Annotated in this window: 14 protein-coding genes; 8 read left to right on the top strand and 6 right to left on the bottom strand. The window is 50.4% G+C overall.

Annotated elements, in window-relative coordinates; all coding sequences use genetic code 11:
* The first annotated feature begins 189 nt into the window (after positions 1–189).
* Complete coding sequence (locus A31E_RS10350) at positions 190–1,251, top strand: AI-2E family transporter (protein ID WP_000892035.1); 1,062 nt, start codon at positions 190–192, stop codon at positions 1,249–1,251.
* A 65-nt stretch (positions 1,252–1,316) separates the two neighbouring features.
* Here the strand turns inward: A31E_RS10350 and bcp are convergent, their stop codons facing one another.
* Positions 1,317–1,787 (bottom strand): thioredoxin-dependent thiol peroxidase, encoded by a 471-nt coding sequence (gene bcp / locus A31E_RS10355; protein ID WP_001068673.1) that lies wholly within the window; start codon positions 1,785–1,787, stop codon positions 1,317–1,319.
* A complete protein-coding gene (locus A31E_RS10360) occupies positions 1,787–2,359 on the bottom strand; it encodes a glycine cleavage system transcriptional repressor (protein WP_010378971.1) in 573 nt (190 codons plus the stop codon). Before A31E_RS10360 ends, bcp begins: the two co-directional genes overlap by 1 nt.
* 146 nt (positions 2,360–2,505) lie before the next feature.
* Between A31E_RS10360 and dapA the strand changes: the two genes are divergently transcribed.
* The 6 genes from dapA (at position 2,506) to ypfH (ending at position 9,194) form a co-directional block, all read left to right on the top strand.
* Entirely contained in the window at positions 2,506–3,384 is an 879-nt protein-coding gene (gene dapA, locus A31E_RS10365; RefSeq protein ID WP_001516863.1) for a 4-hydroxy-tetrahydrodipicolinate synthase, read from the top strand.
* A gap of 16 nt (positions 3,385–3,400) precedes the next feature.
* Positions 3,401–4,435, top strand: coding sequence for an outer membrane protein assembly factor BamC (gene bamC / locus A31E_RS10370; protein WP_001516862.1), 1,035 nt, complete (start codon positions 3,401–3,403; stop codon positions 4,433–4,435).
* Positions 4,436–4,647: 212 nt separating this feature from the next.
* Positions 4,648–5,361, top strand: coding sequence for a phosphoribosylaminoimidazolesuccinocarboxamide synthase (gene purC, locus A31E_RS10375; protein ID WP_016249064.1), 714 nt, complete (start codon positions 4,648–4,650; stop codon positions 5,359–5,361).
* A gap of 167 nt (positions 5,362–5,528) precedes the next feature.
* Complete coding sequence (locus tag A31E_RS10380; RefSeq protein ID WP_001267513.1) at positions 5,529–6,392, top strand: KPN_02809 family neutral zinc metallopeptidase; 864 nt, start codon at positions 5,529–5,531, stop codon at positions 6,390–6,392.
* Between the two features lie 14 nt (positions 6,393–6,406).
* Positions 6,407–8,422 carry a tRNA cytosine(34) acetyltransferase TmcA gene (gene tmcA, locus A31E_RS10385; RefSeq protein ID WP_016249063.1) on the top strand — a complete coding sequence of 672 codons (2,016 nt, stop codon included), beginning with the start codon at positions 6,407–6,409 and terminating at the stop codon, positions 8,420–8,422.
* 73 nt (positions 8,423–8,495) lie between these two features.
* A complete protein-coding gene (gene ypfH / locus A31E_RS10390; RefSeq protein ID WP_000679835.1) occupies positions 8,496–9,194 on the top strand; it encodes an esterase in 699 nt (232 codons plus the stop codon).
* A gap of 128 nt (positions 9,195–9,322) precedes the next feature.
* On the opposite strand, the gene A31E_RS10395 is transcribed toward ypfH, so the two are convergent.
* The 3 genes from A31E_RS10395 to A31E_RS10405 are packed head-to-tail and all read right to left on the bottom strand — an operon-like array spanning position 9,323 to position 11,038.
* Complete coding sequence (locus A31E_RS10395; protein WP_000383836.1) at positions 9,323–9,523, bottom strand: YpfN family protein; 201 nt, start codon at positions 9,521–9,523, stop codon at positions 9,323–9,325.
* Between the two features lie 27 nt (positions 9,524–9,550).
* Positions 9,551–10,678 (bottom strand): succinyl-diaminopimelate desuccinylase, encoded by a 1,128-nt coding sequence (gene dapE, locus A31E_RS10400; protein WP_001277783.1) that lies wholly within the window; start codon positions 10,676–10,678, stop codon positions 9,551–9,553.
* 3 nt (positions 10,679–10,681) lie between these two features.
* Positions 10,682–11,038 (bottom strand): ArsC family reductase, encoded by a 357-nt coding sequence (locus A31E_RS10405; protein ID WP_016249062.1) that lies wholly within the window; start codon positions 11,036–11,038, stop codon positions 10,682–10,684.
* 378 nt (positions 11,039–11,416) lie between these two features.
* On the opposite strand from A31E_RS10405, the gene ypfM reads away from it, so the two are divergent.
* Positions 11,417–11,476, top strand: a complete 60-nt coding sequence (gene ypfM / locus A31E_RS25370) for a protein YpfM (RefSeq protein WP_001386977.1) — start codon at positions 11,417–11,419, stop codon at positions 11,474–11,476.
* 98 nt (positions 11,477–11,574) lie between these two features.
* Here the strand turns inward: ypfM and acrD are convergent, their stop codons facing one another.
* Complete coding sequence (acrD, locus tag A31E_RS10410; RefSeq protein ID WP_016249061.1) at positions 11,575–14,688, bottom strand: multidrug efflux RND transporter permease AcrD; 3,114 nt, start codon at positions 14,686–14,688, stop codon at positions 11,575–11,577.
* Between the last annotated feature and the right edge of the window lie 1,174 nt (positions 14,689–15,862).

Genomic DNA, 15,862 nt, shown 5'->3' with positions numbered 1-15,862 from the left:
AGTAGTCATTTGACCGATACTGTGAAATATCGTTCCCACCGCACTGCCTTTGAGTGTAACGACGAAGATTAGCCCACTCAAATGGCTTTTCAGTTTCCTTAATCCGTCATAAAAAGCGAAGTCTTTTTTGTGACATTTCGATACAATTGCGGATCGCAATCCCGCTCTTGAGGTTCAGGGAAGGTCTTTATGCTCGAAATGTTGATGCAATGGTATCGCCGCCGTTTTAGCGACCCGGAAGCGATTGCCTTGCTGGTTATTTTAGTTGCCGGTTTTGGCATTATCTTTTTCTTTAGTGGCCTACTCGCGCCGTTGCTGGTGGCTATTGTGCTGGCCTATTTGCTGGAATGGCCGACCGTCCGCCTACAATCTATTGGCTGTTCCCGCCGTTGGGCGACGTCGATTGTGCTGGTTCTGTTTGTTGGCATCCTGCTACTGATGGCATTCGTGGTACTGCCTATTGCCTGGCAGCAGGGTATTTACTTAATCCGCGATATGCCGGGGATGCTCAATAAACTTTCCGATTTTGCCGCCACGTTGCCGCGACGTTATCCGGCGTTGATGGATGCGGGCATCATTGATGCGATGGCCGACAACATGCGCAGTCGGATGCTCACAATGGGCGATTCGGTGGTGAAAATCTCTCTCGCCTCGCTGGTGGGATTGCTGACCATTGCCGTCTATCTGGTGCTGGTGCCGCTGATGGTCTTCTTTCTGCTAAAAGACAAAGAGCAAATGCTGAATGCCGTTCGTCGGGTGCTACCACGTAACCGTGGGCTGGCAGGTCAGGTCTGGAAGGAAATGAACCAGCAAATCACCAACTACATTCGCGGTAAAGTGCTGGAGATGATCGTGGTGGGGATAGCCACCTGGCTGGGTTTTTTACTCTTCGGGCTGAACTATTCACTACTGTTGGCGGTACTGGTCGGCTTCTCGGTGCTTATCCCGTACATCGGTGCTTTTGTGGTGACTATTCCCGTAGTGGGGGTGGCGCTATTCCAGTTTGGAGCAGGCACTGAATTCTGGAGTTGCTTTGCGGTGTATCTGATTATCCAGGCGCTGGACGGTAACCTGTTAGTTCCCGTGTTGTTCTCCGAGGCGGTCAACCTGCATCCGCTGGTGATTATTTTATCGGTGGTGATCTTCGGTGGGCTGTGGGGATTCTGGGGCGTATTCTTCGCCATTCCTCTGGCGACACTAATTAAAGCGGTGATTCATGCCTGGCCCGATGGCCAAATCGCACAAGATTAACCTTCATTCCGGAATGTGAGATGTGCTGGCCGCAAGCGCAGCCAGCACGGAATGGAGCAAAGTAATCAGGCGTGTTCTTTCAGCCAGTTAATCACTACGTCGTGGTGATTGCTGGTTTTGAAATCGTCAAATACATGTTCGATTTTGCCGTCAGCGTCGATCAGGAAGCTGATGCGGTGAATACCATCGTAGGTTTTGCCCATGAAGGACTTCTCTCCCCAGACGCCGAATTGTTCGCACACCTGGTGATCCTCATCAGACAGAAGCGTAAAGTTGAGCAGCTCTTTTTCCGCGAAACGGAAGAGTTTTTCGGGTTTATCAGTGCTGATACCCAGCACATCAACACCGGCTTTTTTCAACTCATCCATGTTATCGCGTAAGCCGCAGGCCTGTACGGTACAGCCGGGGGTCATGGCTTTCGGGTAGAAATAAACCAGAACACGCTGTCCCTGGAAGTCGGCCAAATTAACTTGCTCTCCGTCTTGATCCGGCAAGCTAAATTTCGGTGCGATGTCACCGGCTTTCAGTGGATTCATTACTTAACTCCATCCTGTTCATCATGTTGGGAATAATTGACGACGCTAATACTGCCTTGCGCATTGAGTTCTGTACATAGTGCTTTGAAGGCTTGTTCAATATTTGCTGAATCCGCAGACGCCGGGCTGTGGGCTGTGATCTGAATATGTAGTTGTGCAGCGCGTTCATTTTCAGCAGGTTGCGTGCGAGACACCAGCTCCGCAATGTTCATATGGTGCGCGTCAAAAAGTGCGGTAAAGCGTTCAATTAAATGTGGTGAGTCTGCTACATCGACCTGAACCCAGACAGATGCTGGCATCGGCGGACGCGGACGAGCCGTCGTTCGCTTCATCACGATTAACAGATCCAGCTCGGCACCTTTCAACGGTAACGTTGATTCGATCAAGGTGATTGCGTTCCATGAACCGGAAAGCAGCATGATAAAAGTGAACTCTTCTCCCAGCATCGCCAGGCGACTGTCTTCAATATTACAGCCGCAACTACTGACATGACGGGTGATAGTGTTCACAATTCCGGGGCGATCGGCACCCAGAGCAGTAATCACCAGATAATGTTGCGATGACAGTGTCAAACCGGTTATTCCTTCAAGGGGGAGAGTAGCTCTTAAGGAAAGCATAAAAAAAACATGCATACAACAATCAGAACGGTTCTGTCTGCTTGCTTTTAATGCCATACCAAACGTACCATTGAGACACTTGTTTGCACAGAGGATGGCCCATGTTCACGGGAAGTATTGTCGCGATTGTTACTCCGATGGATGAAAAAGGTAATGTCTGTCGGGCTAGCTTAAAAAAACTGATTGATTATCATGTCGCCAGCGGTACTTCGGCGATTGTTTCTGTTGGCACCACTGGCGAGTCCGCTACCCTGAATCATGACGAACATGTTGATGTGGTGATGATGACGCTGGAACTGGCTGACGGGCGTATTCCGGTGATTGCCGGAACCGGCGCTAATGCTACTGCGGAAGCCATTAACCTGACACAGCGTTTCAATGACACTGGCATCGTTGGCTGCCTGACGGTAACCCCTTATTACAACCGCCCATCGCAGGAAGGTCTGTATCAGCATTTCAAAGCCATCGCTGAACATACTGACCTGCCGCAAATTCTGTATAATGTGCCGTCCCGCACTGGCTGCGATCTGCTACCAGAAACGGTCGGCCGCCTGGCGAAAGTAAAAAATATTATCGGAATCAAAGAGGCAACAGGGAACTTAACACGTGTTAACCAGATCAAAGAGCTGGTTTCAGACGATTTTGTTCTGCTGAGCGGTGATGATGCGAGCGCGCTGGACTTCATGCAATTAGGTGGTCATGGCGTTATTTCCGTTACGGCTAACGTTGCTGCGCGTGATATGGCTCAGATGTGCAAACTGGCGGCAGAAGGGTATTTTGCCGAGGCACGCCTTATTAATCAGCGTCTGATGCCATTACACAACAAACTATTTGTCGAACCCAATCCAATCCCGGTGAAATGGGCATGTAAGGAACTGGGTCTTGTGGCGACCGATACGCTGCGCCTGCCAATGACGCCAATCACCGACAATGGTCGTGAGACGGTCAGAGCGGCGCTTAAGCATGCCGGTTTGCTGTAAAGTTTAGGGAGATTTGATGGCTTACTCTGTTCAAAAGTCGCGCCTGGCGAAGGTTGCGGGTGTTTCGCTTGTTTTATTACTCGCTGCCTGTAGTTCTGACTCACGCTATAAGCGTCAGGTAAGTGGTGATGAAGCCTACCTGGAAGCAGCACCGCTTGCGGAGCTTCATGCCCCGGCAGGCATGATTTTGCCGGTGACCTCCGGTGATTATGCAATCCCGGTGACCAACGGTAGCGGTGCTGTCGGTAAGGCACTGGATATTCGTCCACCAGCCCAGCCGCTGGCGCTGGTATCTGGCGCACGTACCCAGTTCACGGGCGATACCGCTTCACTGCTGGTAGAAAATGGTCGTGGCAATACTCTGTGGCCGCAGGTGGTTAGCGTGCTGCAGGCGAAAAACTACACCATAACCCAACGCGATGATGCCGGTCAGACGCTGACCACCGATTGGGTGCAATGGAACCGTCTGGACGAAGACGAGCAGTATCGCGGCCGTTATCAAATCTCTGTTAAACCGCAGGGTTATCAGCAGGCGGTAACGGTGAAACTGCTGAACCTGGAGCAGGCGGGCAAACCGGTTGCAGACGCGGCTTCCATGCAGCGTTACAGCGCGGAGATGATGAACGTCATTTCCGCTGGCCTGGATAAATCCGTTACTGACGCGGCGAATGCAGCGCAAAATCGTGCTTCCACCACCATGGACGTACAAAGTGCTGCTGACGACACCGGTTTACCAATGCTGGTTGTTCGCGGGCCGTTCAACGTGGTTTGGCAACGTCTGCCAGCGGCGCTGGAAAAAGTGGGCATGAAAGTGACCGACAGCACCCGTTCGCAGGGCAGCATGGCCGTGACCTATAAGCCGCTGTCTGACAGCGACTGGCAGGAACTGGGCGCTCGCGATCCAGGCCTGGCATCCGGCGACTATAAACTGCAGGTCGGTGATTTAGATAACCGCAGCAGCTTACAGTTCATCGATCCGAAAGGTCATACGCTGACTCAAAGCCAAAACGACGCACTGGTATCTGTCTTCCAGGCTGCGTTTAGCAAGTAAAAATACAGGGCTGGAATCATCCGGCCCTTTTTTCTGATATGATACGCAAACGTGTGCGTCGACAGAAAAACGCAATTTTAGCGTTAATTCGCACGAAATTTGTTTGTCGGACACAGGTCGGATAAGGCGTTCACACCGCATCCGACAAAACATCTGGCACACCAGACAGCAAAAGATTTTAAAACGTTAATTCACACCCAGGAGTGATAAAGATGCAAAAGCAAGCTGAGTTGTATCGTGGTAAAGCGAAAACCGTATACAGCACGGAAAACCCGGATCTGTTGGTGCTCGAATTCCGCAATGATACGTCAGCAGGTGATGGCGCGCGCATTGAGCAGTTTGATCGCAAAGGTATGGTGAACAACAAGTTCAACTACTTCATTATGAGCAAACTGGCTGAAGCGGGTATCCCGACTCAAATGGAGCGTCTGCTCTCTGATACTGAATGTCTGGTGAAAAAGCTGGATATGGTGCCGGTTGAGTGTGTCGTACGTAACCGCGCCGCTGGCTCTCTGGTGAAACGTCTTGGAATCGAAGAAGGTATTGAGCTTAACCCGCCGCTGTTCGATCTGTTCCTGAAAAACGATGCAATGCACGACCCGATGGTTAACGAATCTTACTGCGAAACCTTTGGCTGGGTAAGCAAAGAGAACCTGGCGCGTATGAAAGAGTTGACCTACAAAGCGAACGACGTGCTGAAAAAACTGTTCGACGATGCCGGTCTGATTCTGGTCGATTTCAAGCTGGAGTTTGGTCTGTTCAAAGGTGAAGTGGTACTGGGCGATGAGTTCTCCCCGGATGGCAGCCGCCTGTGGGACAAAGAAACGCTGGAGAAAATGGACAAAGACCGTTTCCGCCAGAGCCTCGGTGGCGTGATCGAAGCCTATGAAGCCGTCGCCCGCCGCCTGGGTGTAGAGCTGGACTGATTTTTTCGCTCATCATCTTGCCGTGCTGTTGGCACGGCAAGACAACCGCTTTTGTAAGACGTGAATTGAACGCTCATTCCTCCATCATTTCCTCCTGTTTTCCTGTGGTAATCTTCCTCTGAACCACCTACGATCATCACTATAATGAATATATTGTTGAGGTATCTATGCGCTGGCAAGGGCGTCGTGAAAGTGACAATGTTGAAGACAGGCGAAACAGTTCTGGTGGTCCGTCAATGGGCGGTCCCGGTTTTCGCCTGCCAAGCGGTAAAGGTGGGCTGATTTTACTGGTAGTGGTGCTGGTCGCTGGCTACTATGGTGTTGATTTAACCGGGCTGATGACTGGACAACCTGTTTCTCAGCAGCAATCAACGCGTTCAATTAGCCCAAATGAAGACGAAGCGGCAAAATTTACCTCGGTGATTCTGGCTACCACAGAAGATACCTGGGGGCAGCAATTTGAGAAGATGGGGAAGACTTATCAGCAACCGAAGCTGGTGATGTATCGCGGGATGACGCGCACCGGTTGCGGAGCCGGGCAGTCCATTATGGGGCCGTTCTATTGCCCGGCGGATGGCACGGTCTATATCGATCTCTCCTTCTATGATGACATGAAAGACAAGCTGGGCGCGGATGGCGATTTTGCCCAAGGGTATGTTATCGCCCATGAAGTCGGTCATCATGTACAGAAACTGTTAGGTATCGAGCCGAAAGTCCGTCAACTGCAACAAAATGCGACGCAGGCGGAAGTGAACCGCTTATCTGTGCGTATGGAGCTTCAAGCCGACTGCTTTGCCGGTGTCTGGGGACATAGTATGCAGCAGCAAGGCGTTCTGGAAACTGGCGATCTGGAAGAGGCTCTGAATGCGGCGCAAGCTATTGGCGATGACCGCTTACAACAGCAAAGTCAGGGGCAGGTGGTGCCGGACAGCTTTACTCATGGTACTTCTCAACAACGCTATAGCTGGTTTAAACGTGGTTTCGACAGTGGCGATCCGGCACAATGCAATACTTTCGGTAAAAGTATTTAACTCTCGGGGCAGGGATGGCTGAACTGACTGCGCTACACACATTAACAGCGCAAATGAAACGCGAAGGGATTCGCCGCTTGTTGGTGTTGAGCGGGGAAGAGGGCTGGTGCTGTGAACATGCACTGAAATTGCGTGACATATTACCCGGTGACTGGTTGTGGGTTTCGCCGCAGCCAACTACTGAAAACCACTGTACGCCATCGGCGCTACAAACTTTGCTGGGGCGCGAGTTCTGTCATGCCGTATTTGACGCCCACCAGGGTTTTGATGCTGCAGCATTTGCGGCGCTTAGTGGGACACTGAAAGCGGGAAGTTGGTTGGTTTTGTTGCTTCCTGTATGGGAAGAATGGGAAAACCATCCCGATGCCGATTCTCTGCGCTGGAGTGATTGCTCCAGTCCCATTGCTACTCCACATTTTGTCCAACATCTCAAATGCGTCCTTACGACGGAGAACGATGCTATTCTCTGGCGACAAAACCAGCCGCTAACGTTGGCTGACTTTGTTCCCCGTACTGACTGGCAACCCGCTACTGGCGCACCACAGCCGGAACAGCAACAGATACTACAGCAGCTTCTGACCATGCCGCCTGGCGTGGCCGCGGTAACTGCTGCGCGCGGGCGCGGTAAGTCGGCACTGGCGGGGCAACTCATTTCCCGTATCGCAGGTCGTGCGATTGTTACTGCGCCTGCGAAAGCCGCAACGGATGTGCTGGCACAGTTTGCGGGCGAGAAGTATCGCTTTGTGGCACCAGATGTATTATTAGCCAGCAATGAGAAAGCCGACTGGCTGGTGGTCGATGAAGCCGCAGCCATTCCCGCACCGTTACTGCATCAACTGGTATCGCGTTTTCCGCGTACTTTGTTAACCACTACGGTGCAGGGCTATGAAGGCACCGGGCGCGGATTTTTGCTGAAATTTTGCGCTCGTTTTCCGCATCTGCAACGTTTTGAATTGCAACAACCGATCCGTTGGGCGCTGGGGTGTCCACTGGAAAAAGTGGTCAGCGAGGCACTGGTTTTTGACGATGAAAATTTCACGCACGCACCACAAGGCGAGATCACCATTTCTCCATTTGAACAGATATTATGGCGCAGCGAGCCGGAAACACCGTTAAAGGTTTATCAATTATTGTCTGGTGCGCACTACCGGACGTCGCCACTGGATTTACGGCGGATGATGGACGCACCCGGACAACATTTCCTACAGGCGACTTGCGAAAACGAGATCGCCGGGGCGCTATGGTTGGTGGATGAAGGCGGATTATCTGAACAACTCAGTCAGGCGGTCTGGGCCGGTTTTCGTCGTCCGCGGGGAAATCTGGTGGCTCAATCGCTGGCAGCGCACGGCAGCAATCCACTGGCGGCGACATTACGCGGGCGGCGTGTCAGTCGGATAGCCGTTCATCCGGCGCGTCAACGGGAAGGCATAGGACAACAGCTTATTGTCAGCGCCCTGAAATATACGTATGACCTCGATTATCTTTCTGTGAGTTTTGGTTACACCGATGAATTATGGCGCTTCTGGCAACGATGTGGTTTTGTGCTGGTGCGGATAGGTAACCATCGCGAAGCCAGCAGCGGCTGTTATACGGCGATAGCGCTGTTACCTGTTAGCGAAGCGGGGAAACAACTGGCGGAGCGTGAGCATGACCGTTTACGCCGCGATGCGCAAATTCTCGCGCAGTGGAATGGCGAAACTATTCCGGTTGATCGGCTAAACGACACCGTGCTTTCTGACGACGACTGGCTTGAACTGGCTGGTTTTGCTTTCGCTCATCGTCCGCTTTTAACGTCGTTAGGTTGTTTAACGCGTCTGCTACAAACCAGTGAACTGGCGTTACCGGCGCTGCGTGGACGCTTGCAGAAAAGCGTCAGCGACGCGCGGTTATGTACCACACTTAAACTTTCAGGCCGTAAGGCATTGCTGGCCCGCCAACGCGAAGAAGCCGTGCAGGCGCTATTGGCACTTGATGATGTTCGCACTGAACGCCTGCGCGATGGCATAACGCAATGGCAATTTTTTCACTGACTCCTTCAATTTTCTCTCATGGTCATTGTGAGTCAGCGGCGTAAAATTACTGACATCAGTTAAGGAGTTCGCCATGAAACATGACCATTTTGTTGTTCAAAGTCCGGACAAACCAGCGCAACAGTTGTTACTGCTTTTCCACGGTGTTGGGGATAATCCAGTGGCGATGGGGGAAATCGGCAGTTGGTTTGCGCCGCTGTTTCCGGATGCGCTGGTGGTGAGTGTCGGCGGCGCGGAGCCGAGTGGTAATCCGGCAGGGCGTCAATGGTTTTCGGTGCAGGGTATAACGGAAGAAAATCGCCAGGCGCGGGTAGATGCCATCATGCCGACGTTTATTGAGACGGTACGCTACTGGCAGAAACAGAGCGGAGTAGGGGCTAACGCCACGGCGCTGATCGGTTTCTCACAAGGGGCGATTATGGCGCTGGAGAGCATTAAGGCCGAACCGGGTCTTGCCTCACGCGTAATAGCCTTTAACGGGCGTTATGCCAGCCTGCCGGAAAGCGCATCTACTGCCACGACAATTCACTTGATTCACGGTGGTGAAGATCCGGTTATCGATCTGGCACATGCGGTTGCGGCACAAGAAGCGTTAATTAACGCTGGTGGTGATGTCACGCTGGATATCGTGGAAGATTTGGGGCATGCGATCGATAATCGCAGTATGCAATTTGCCCTGGATCACTTGCGTTATACCATTCCGAAACATTACTTCGACGAAGCGTTAAGCGGCGGTAAGCCCGGTGATAATGATGTGATTGAAATGATGTGAAAAACAGGTGCCAGGTGCGTAGGCCGGATAAGGCGTTTACGCCGCATCCGGCTATGGTGCCTGATGCGACGCTGAGGCGTCTTATCAGGCCTACGGTTGAAGGCCAGACATTGTCCGGCTCCTCCAGCTTACTTCTTCGGTTGATCCTTCTTCGGCCAGTCGTCGTCATCGTCCCACTTATCGTTGAAATCACGATGCGGGGGAAGCTCCGGCTTGTTGGCGAGAAATTTCTTATGGTCGACGCGCTTGAGATCTTTGATCACATTCAGCAGAACGCCCACCAAAAAGACAATCACCAGAATCCACCAATATTTAGCCAGCCAGTCCATGCTTATTTCCTCTTGCAGAACTACTCATCAGGCGACGAGCTGTTCCATGATACGTTGATACATACGGGCAAGTAGCTGCAGGTCGGCAGCATTGACGCATTCATTAATTTTATGAATGGTGGCATTGACCGGCCCGAGTTCCACCACCTGCGCCCCCATGCGGGCAATAAAGCGCCCATCGGACGTTCCGCCTGTGGTCAGTAGCTGCGGTTTAATTTCATTATAGTGCTCAACAGCGTTGACTACCGCATCGACCAGTTTACCGCGCGCGGTCAAAAATGGCTGTCCGGAAAGCCACCAGTCAACGGTGTAGCGTAGCTGATATTTTTCCAGTAACGCATGAACCTGCGCTTTGATCATTTCGTCTGTCAGTTCAGTACTGAAACGAAAGTTAAACTGTATAAACAGCTCACCCGGAATGACGTTATTACTACCAGTACCCGCCTGAATATTGGCTACCTGCATACTGGTTGCCGGGAAAAATTCATTACCCTTATCCCACTCGATAGCCACTAACTCATTGAGGAAAGGTGCTGCGCGATGCACGGGGTTATCTGCAAGGTGTGGGTAGGCTACGTGTCCCTGCACGCCATGAATAGTAAGGTTACAGGTCAACGAGCCGCGACGGCCATTTTTCACTACATCACCGACAACTTCGATACTCGACGGTTCGCCAACCAGGCAGTAATCCAGCCGTTCACGACGCGCCATTAAGGTTTCAACTACTTTGACCGTGCCGTTGTGGGCGCTGGCCTCTTCGTCTGAGGTGATCAGAAACGCCAGTCGACCTTTATGGTTGGGATGTTGCGCGACAAAGCGTTCTGCCGCCACGACCATCGCCGCCAACGACCCTTTCATATCTGCCGCGCCGCGCCCGAATAACATACCATCACGAATGGTCGGTTCAAATGGTGGGTTGATCCAACGGTCGGCATCGCCAGGCGGTACAACGTCGGTATGTCCGGCAAAGGCTAACGTTTCTCCCTGTCCACGCCACGCCCAGAAATTCTGCGTATCCGCAAAGTCCATGCGTTCGACGGTAAAACCGATCGCCTGTAAACGTTCGATCATAATTGCCTGACACCCTGCGTCATCAGGACTTAAGGATGGGCGGCGAATAAGCTGCTGTGTCAGCTCAATAACCGGACACGACATAGACTACACCTCATGGAAAAATTGCTGATAACTGGATTCACTGAAACCCAGCAGCATAGGCTTCCCGGGCGCGCAGAGCAATGGGCGTTTGATAATTGCAGGCATTTCAGTCATTAATGCCACAGCAGACGCCGCATCGGTGATTTTATTGCGAGTGATTTCGTCCAGTTTACGCCAGGTGGTGCCACGGGTGTTGAGTAACGCTTCCCAGCCTAATTCGTTGATAAATGAGTTCAGCAATTCACTGTCCAGACCATCAACACGGTAATCGTGAAAGCGAAAGTCAATGCTATTGGTTTCCAGCCAACGGCGGGCTTTTTTAATGGTGTCACAGTTTTTGATGCCGTAAAGGGTAACCATAATGAATCCTTTTGCGATTATTAAGAATAAATAATCATTTAACGGGCAATACATTTCCCCTGCAAATGATTGTCAGAGAATATAACATTATTAAGGTATTTCACTTAACAACTATTAAATAATTGTGAGCAGTTTGAACGCAATTATTAAGAATATTCCCCTAGGTATCTGTCTGTATTTCAAGCAGAATTGATTCAGTATTAGAATCCGTATGAATATGTTGAAATGTTGCTTTGCATCACATAAAAATCCCTGTCTCAGGGCCATAGTATTTACATAGGTTTTGCCCCGGAGGTAGTAATCACAGCAATCGAATAAATTAGCTTCACCACGGTATATTGTTTCCGTAGAATACCCATAATTATAAGAGAGGTTGTTATGATTGAACGTGAACTGGGGAACTGGAAAGACTTTATCGAAGTTATGCTTCGTAAGTAATTACCAGGACAAAAGGTAAAATGAAAGAACCTGATGAACAGGTTCTTTATCAGAAAGTTGAAAAAGGCGACACGTTGGCATGTCGCCTTTTTTATTGTTTATTCCGGCCGGGGTTTCAGCGGGAAGCGGCGACGTACCAGCACAAAGAATAGCGGTACGAAGTAAATTGCCAGAATGGTAGCGGAAATCATCCCCCCCATTACGCCAGTACCAACCGCATGTTGTCCGCCGGAGCCAGCACCGCTGCTGACTGCCATCGGCAGTACGCCGAAGACAAACGCCAGCGAGGTCATTAAAATCGGGCGTAAACGCTGGCGGCAGGCATAAAGCGTTGCTTCAAAAAGGTCGTGGCCTTTTTGATTCATCTCGTTAGCGAACTCGACAATCAGAATGGCGTTTTTCGCTGATAAACCAATGACCGTTAACAGTCCCACCTGGAAATAAACATCGTTTTCCAGCCCACGCATCCAGGTTGCCAGCAGCGCGCCGATAACCCCCAATGGCACGACCAGCATCACCGAGAACGGCACCGACCAGCTTTCGTACAGTGCTGCCAGACACAGGAACACGACCAGCAATGAAATCGCATACAGCGCCGGAGCCTGCGCGCCGGAAAGCCGTTCCTGATACGACATTGCCGTCCACTCCAGACCGAAGCCGTTCGGCAATTGCTGAACTAACGATTCCATAATATCCATTGCAGTACCGGTACTGACGCCCGGCGCAGCTTCCCCGACAATCTCTACCGCGGAATAACCGTTATAGCGTTCCAGACGCGGCGAACCTGTTTCCCAGCGGGAGGTCGCGAAGGTAGAGAAAGGCACCATGCTGCCGTCTTTGTTACGCACATACCACAGATTGATGTCATCTGGCAGCATGCGATACGGCGCGGCAGCCTGCACATAGACTTTCTTCACGCGACCGCGATCCATAAAGTCATTTACATAGCTCGAACCCCACGCGGTTTGCAGCGTGTCGTTAATATCGTCAATGGCAACGCCCAGCGCCTGGGCTTTACGTTGGTCGATATCAATCTGCAACTGCGGACTGTCATCAAGACCATTATGGCGCACACGGGTTAATTCCGGGTTTTCTGCCGCCAGCGCCAGTAACTGGTTACGTGCTGCCATTAGCGCATCGTGACCCGCTCCGGCGTGGTCCTGCAACTCCATATCAAAACCCGCAGAACTGCCAAGACCGCTAATTGCTGGCGGGCTGCTGGCAATAACTCGGGCTTCTTTAATCTTATTAAATTCTTTCGTTGCACGTTCGATAATGGCAAACGAGGTGCCGGTTTTACTGTCGCGTTCGCTCCAGTCTTTCAGGCGGATAAACATCCGCGCCACGTTTTGCCCGTTGCCGCCAGGGCCAGAACCGACCGTTGCAAACACCGACGTGATGTTGTCTTTCTCATGAGTGAAGTAATACTTCTCGATCTGTTCCACCACTTTCAGGGTTTGTTGCTGGGTCGAGCCGCTGGGCAACTGCACCGAGGTGGTGAACATGCCACGGTCTTCCAGTGGCAGGAACGACGTTGGCAGACGCAGGAACAGAAACACCATGCCGCCAAGTAGCAGGACATAAATCACAATCCAGCGCAGGCTGCGGTGGAGAATTTTCGCCACCCCTTTTTCGTAGCGTTCGGCGTTGCGGTTGAACATCTGGTTAAACCAGGCAAAAAAGCCTTTCTGCCCGTGATGCTCACCTTTTTTCAGTGGCTTAAGTAGCGTGGCGCATAGTGCCGGAGTGAGAATCATCGCCACCAGTACCGACAGCACCATCGCCGCAACAATAGTGATGGAGAACTGGCGATAGATAGCCCCGGTGGTGCCGCCGAAGAAGGCCATTGGCACAAAAACAGCCGAAAGCACCATCGCAATCCCGACCAGCGCGCCCTGGATCTGACTCATCGATTTCCGTGTCGCCTCGCGGGGCGAAAGTCCGTCTTCGCTCATAATACGTTCGACGTTTTCCACCACCACGATGGCGTCATCCACCAGCAGGCCGATCGCCAGCACCATCGCGAACATGGTTAAGGTGTTGACGCTGTAACCGAAGGCGTAAAGCACGGAGAAGGTTCCCATCAACACTACCGGTACGGCGATAGTCGGAATCAGCGTGGCACGGAAGTTTTGCAGGAACAGGTACATGACGAGGAAAACCAGTGCGATAGCTTCCAGCAGAGTTTTCACCACGTCTTCAATGGAGGCCTTAACAAACGAGGTGGTTTCATATGCCACCTTGTACTCCAGTCCGGGGGGGAAATACTGCGCCAGTTCATCCAGACGGTTGAGCACCAGCTCCGCCGTTGCCATTTCGTTCGCGCCGGAGGCCAGTTTTACTCCCAGACCCGAGGCTGGCTTACCATTAAAGCGGCTAAGATAATCATATTTCTCCGCTCCCATTTCGACGGTGGCGACATCGCCCAGCCTTACTTCTGAACCGTCCTGATTCACCCGCAAGGTGATATCACGGAACTGTTCAGGCGTTTGCAACAGCGACTGAGCGTTAATGGTGGCATTTAGCGCCTGTTTATCAACAGAAGGTGTTCCGCCAAGTTGCCCAACCGCAATCTGCGCATTCTGCGACTCAATGGCATCAGTGACATCTTTGGCGGTCATCTGGAAACTGTTCAGTTTTGCCGGATCAAGCCAGATACGCATCGAATACTGCGAACCGTAAGCGTCAATATCACCAACGCCATTAACACGGCTTAACGGATCCTGAATATTACTGGCAACATAATCGGCAATATCCTGTTTATCCATTGAACCATCAGTAGAGACGAAGGCAATGGTCAGAATGTTGGTATCGCCGGTTTTACGTACCGTTACGCCCTGATTTTGCACCGCCTGGGGGAGTTTACGCATGGCTGATTGCAACTGGTTTTGCACCTGTTGCACTGCTTCGTCCGGGTCTGTGCCTGCTTTAAAACTGAGCGTCACCGACGCCTGGCCGGTGCCGCTGCTTTGTGACGACATATACATCAGGTTATCGAGGCCAGTCATATTCTGCTCAATAACCTGGGTCACGGTGTTTTCCAGCGTCTGGGCCGACGCGCCAGGATAGTTAGCCGTTACTCGCACATTAGGGGGGGCGAGATCCGGGTATTGTTCAACAGGCAATGAAAAAATCGCCAGGGTTCCTGTCAGACACAACAGGATTGCCAGTACCCAGGCAAAAATGGGGCGATCAATAAAGAAATTCGCCATTAAAAGAGGACCTCGTGTTTCTGCGTATCGTTATGGGCATACCTTGCTTCACTGTAGCGGCAAGGTACGAGCCAATCGTGGAGAAAAAAAGGAGATAATGTAAATTATCAGCACTCGGTAGCAAAGTTTGCATAAGCGTAAAGTAACGGCAGCTATCTCTTTCCATTGCGGTGCATGAACGGAATGTTTTTCTAATTTGTTGAATTTTTAATAAAAAATACAGCGATTTTTTATTTTGATATCGCAAGGAAGAGCATCATTCGAACCCTGTCAGCGAAAACTCACCTTTACAAATGTAAAGCCGCAGCAGGATGTTAACAAAATTTCTTCTTAACGGAATCGTTGCCCGGCATCGTTTTTCCCGGAGAGCTTGCAAAAAGCGGATATTTCGTTTGTCTGGTTCCATATCAATAAGCGAGGAAACTGCTCGTTTTTGCTGACGCTCATCAACATACTAAACACTATTTTATGACTTCTGCTAATAATCATATGAATATATAGAGATATTAAATCGATGTCATGTATGATTCTTGTATTTTGTTTGTGTGGAATTATTTTTGATATCTATTGTTTTATACGAATATGACTTGCTCTCTATCTTATTAATTAACGTCGGGTATCTTTTTCCTCTATGGTTCTTAAAATGAGAAGACCATTTTTTTGGTTGAAAATCATATGCTAAGTGATGTGGTAAATATTCTTAGCTTTCTGAGAAAGTATTTTAATCATCTTGGTAGGTTCACCGTGAACTATTCTTCATATGGATCGATCTGTTTTATAGATCGATTTTTATTTATCGATCTATAAAAACTATATGACTTTATTTAAATAAACTGTCACTATTTTTAATATCTATTTCATGGAGGGGGTGTCGCTCCGGGTGAACTATTGCCAATAAAATATATTGGCATGGTTTGCAATGGTTTTTTATTAACTTTTGTATTACATGTGTTTATGTTTATTTGGTATAATTAATTGATTTTATTGGTGTTTTTTATTGATGCGAAACGTTTTAAAGACTGTTTGGGCACCTTGTTTCAGGCAGGCTAACAGTAGTCCACTATTAACTAGTGAACGGTAGATGAAGATGTAATATGGAAGTGATTAATCACTAACTTGTCGATAATAATGATTTTACGTTGTTGGTTAAATATCAGCAACGGTGGCGTGTTAG

Source organism: Escherichia sp. KTE159 (assembly GCF_000408805.1).
In the GTDB taxonomy this organism is placed as follows: domain Bacteria; phylum Pseudomonadota; class Gammaproteobacteria; order Enterobacterales; family Enterobacteriaceae; genus Escherichia; species Escherichia marmotae.
Note: the sequence above shows the minus strand (reverse complement) of the source record. Positions and strands in the feature narration are given on the sequence as shown.

Excerpts from the sequence above, each read along its gene's own strand:
- A31E_RS10350 (WP_000892035.1), top strand. The coding sequence starts at position 190 with ATGCTCGAAATGTTGATGCAATGGTATCGCCGCCGTTTTAGCGACCCG.
- bcp (WP_001068673.1), bottom strand. The coding sequence starts at position 1,787 with ATGAATCCACTGAAAGCCGGTGACATCGCACCGAAATTTAGCTTGCCG.
- dapA (WP_001516863.1), top strand. The coding sequence starts at position 2,506 with ATGTTCACGGGAAGTATTGTCGCGATTGTTACTCCGATGGATGAAAAA.
- bamC (WP_001516862.1), top strand. The coding sequence starts at position 3,401 with ATGGCTTACTCTGTTCAAAAGTCGCGCCTGGCGAAGGTTGCGGGTGTT.
- purC (WP_016249064.1), top strand. The coding sequence starts at position 4,648 with ATGCAAAAGCAAGCTGAGTTGTATCGTGGTAAAGCGAAAACCGTATAC.
- A31E_RS10380 (WP_001267513.1), top strand. The coding sequence starts at position 5,529 with ATGCGCTGGCAAGGGCGTCGTGAAAGTGACAATGTTGAAGACAGGCGA.
- tmcA (WP_016249063.1), top strand. The coding sequence starts at position 6,407 with ATGGCTGAACTGACTGCGCTACACACATTAACAGCGCAAATGAAACGC.
- ypfH (WP_000679835.1), top strand. The coding sequence starts at position 8,496 with ATGAAACATGACCATTTTGTTGTTCAAAGTCCGGACAAACCAGCGCAA.
- A31E_RS10395 (WP_000383836.1), bottom strand. The coding sequence starts at position 9,523 with ATGGACTGGCTGGCTAAATATTGGTGGATTCTGGTGATTGTCTTTTTG.
- dapE (WP_001277783.1), bottom strand. The coding sequence starts at position 10,678 with ATGTCGTGTCCGGTTATTGAGCTGACACAGCAGCTTATTCGCCGCCCA.
- A31E_RS10405 (WP_016249062.1), bottom strand. The coding sequence starts at position 11,038 with ATGGTTACCCTTTACGGCATCAAAAACTGTGACACCATTAAAAAAGCC.
- acrD (WP_016249061.1), bottom strand. The coding sequence starts at position 14,688 with ATGGCGAATTTCTTTATTGATCGCCCCATTTTTGCCTGGGTACTGGCA.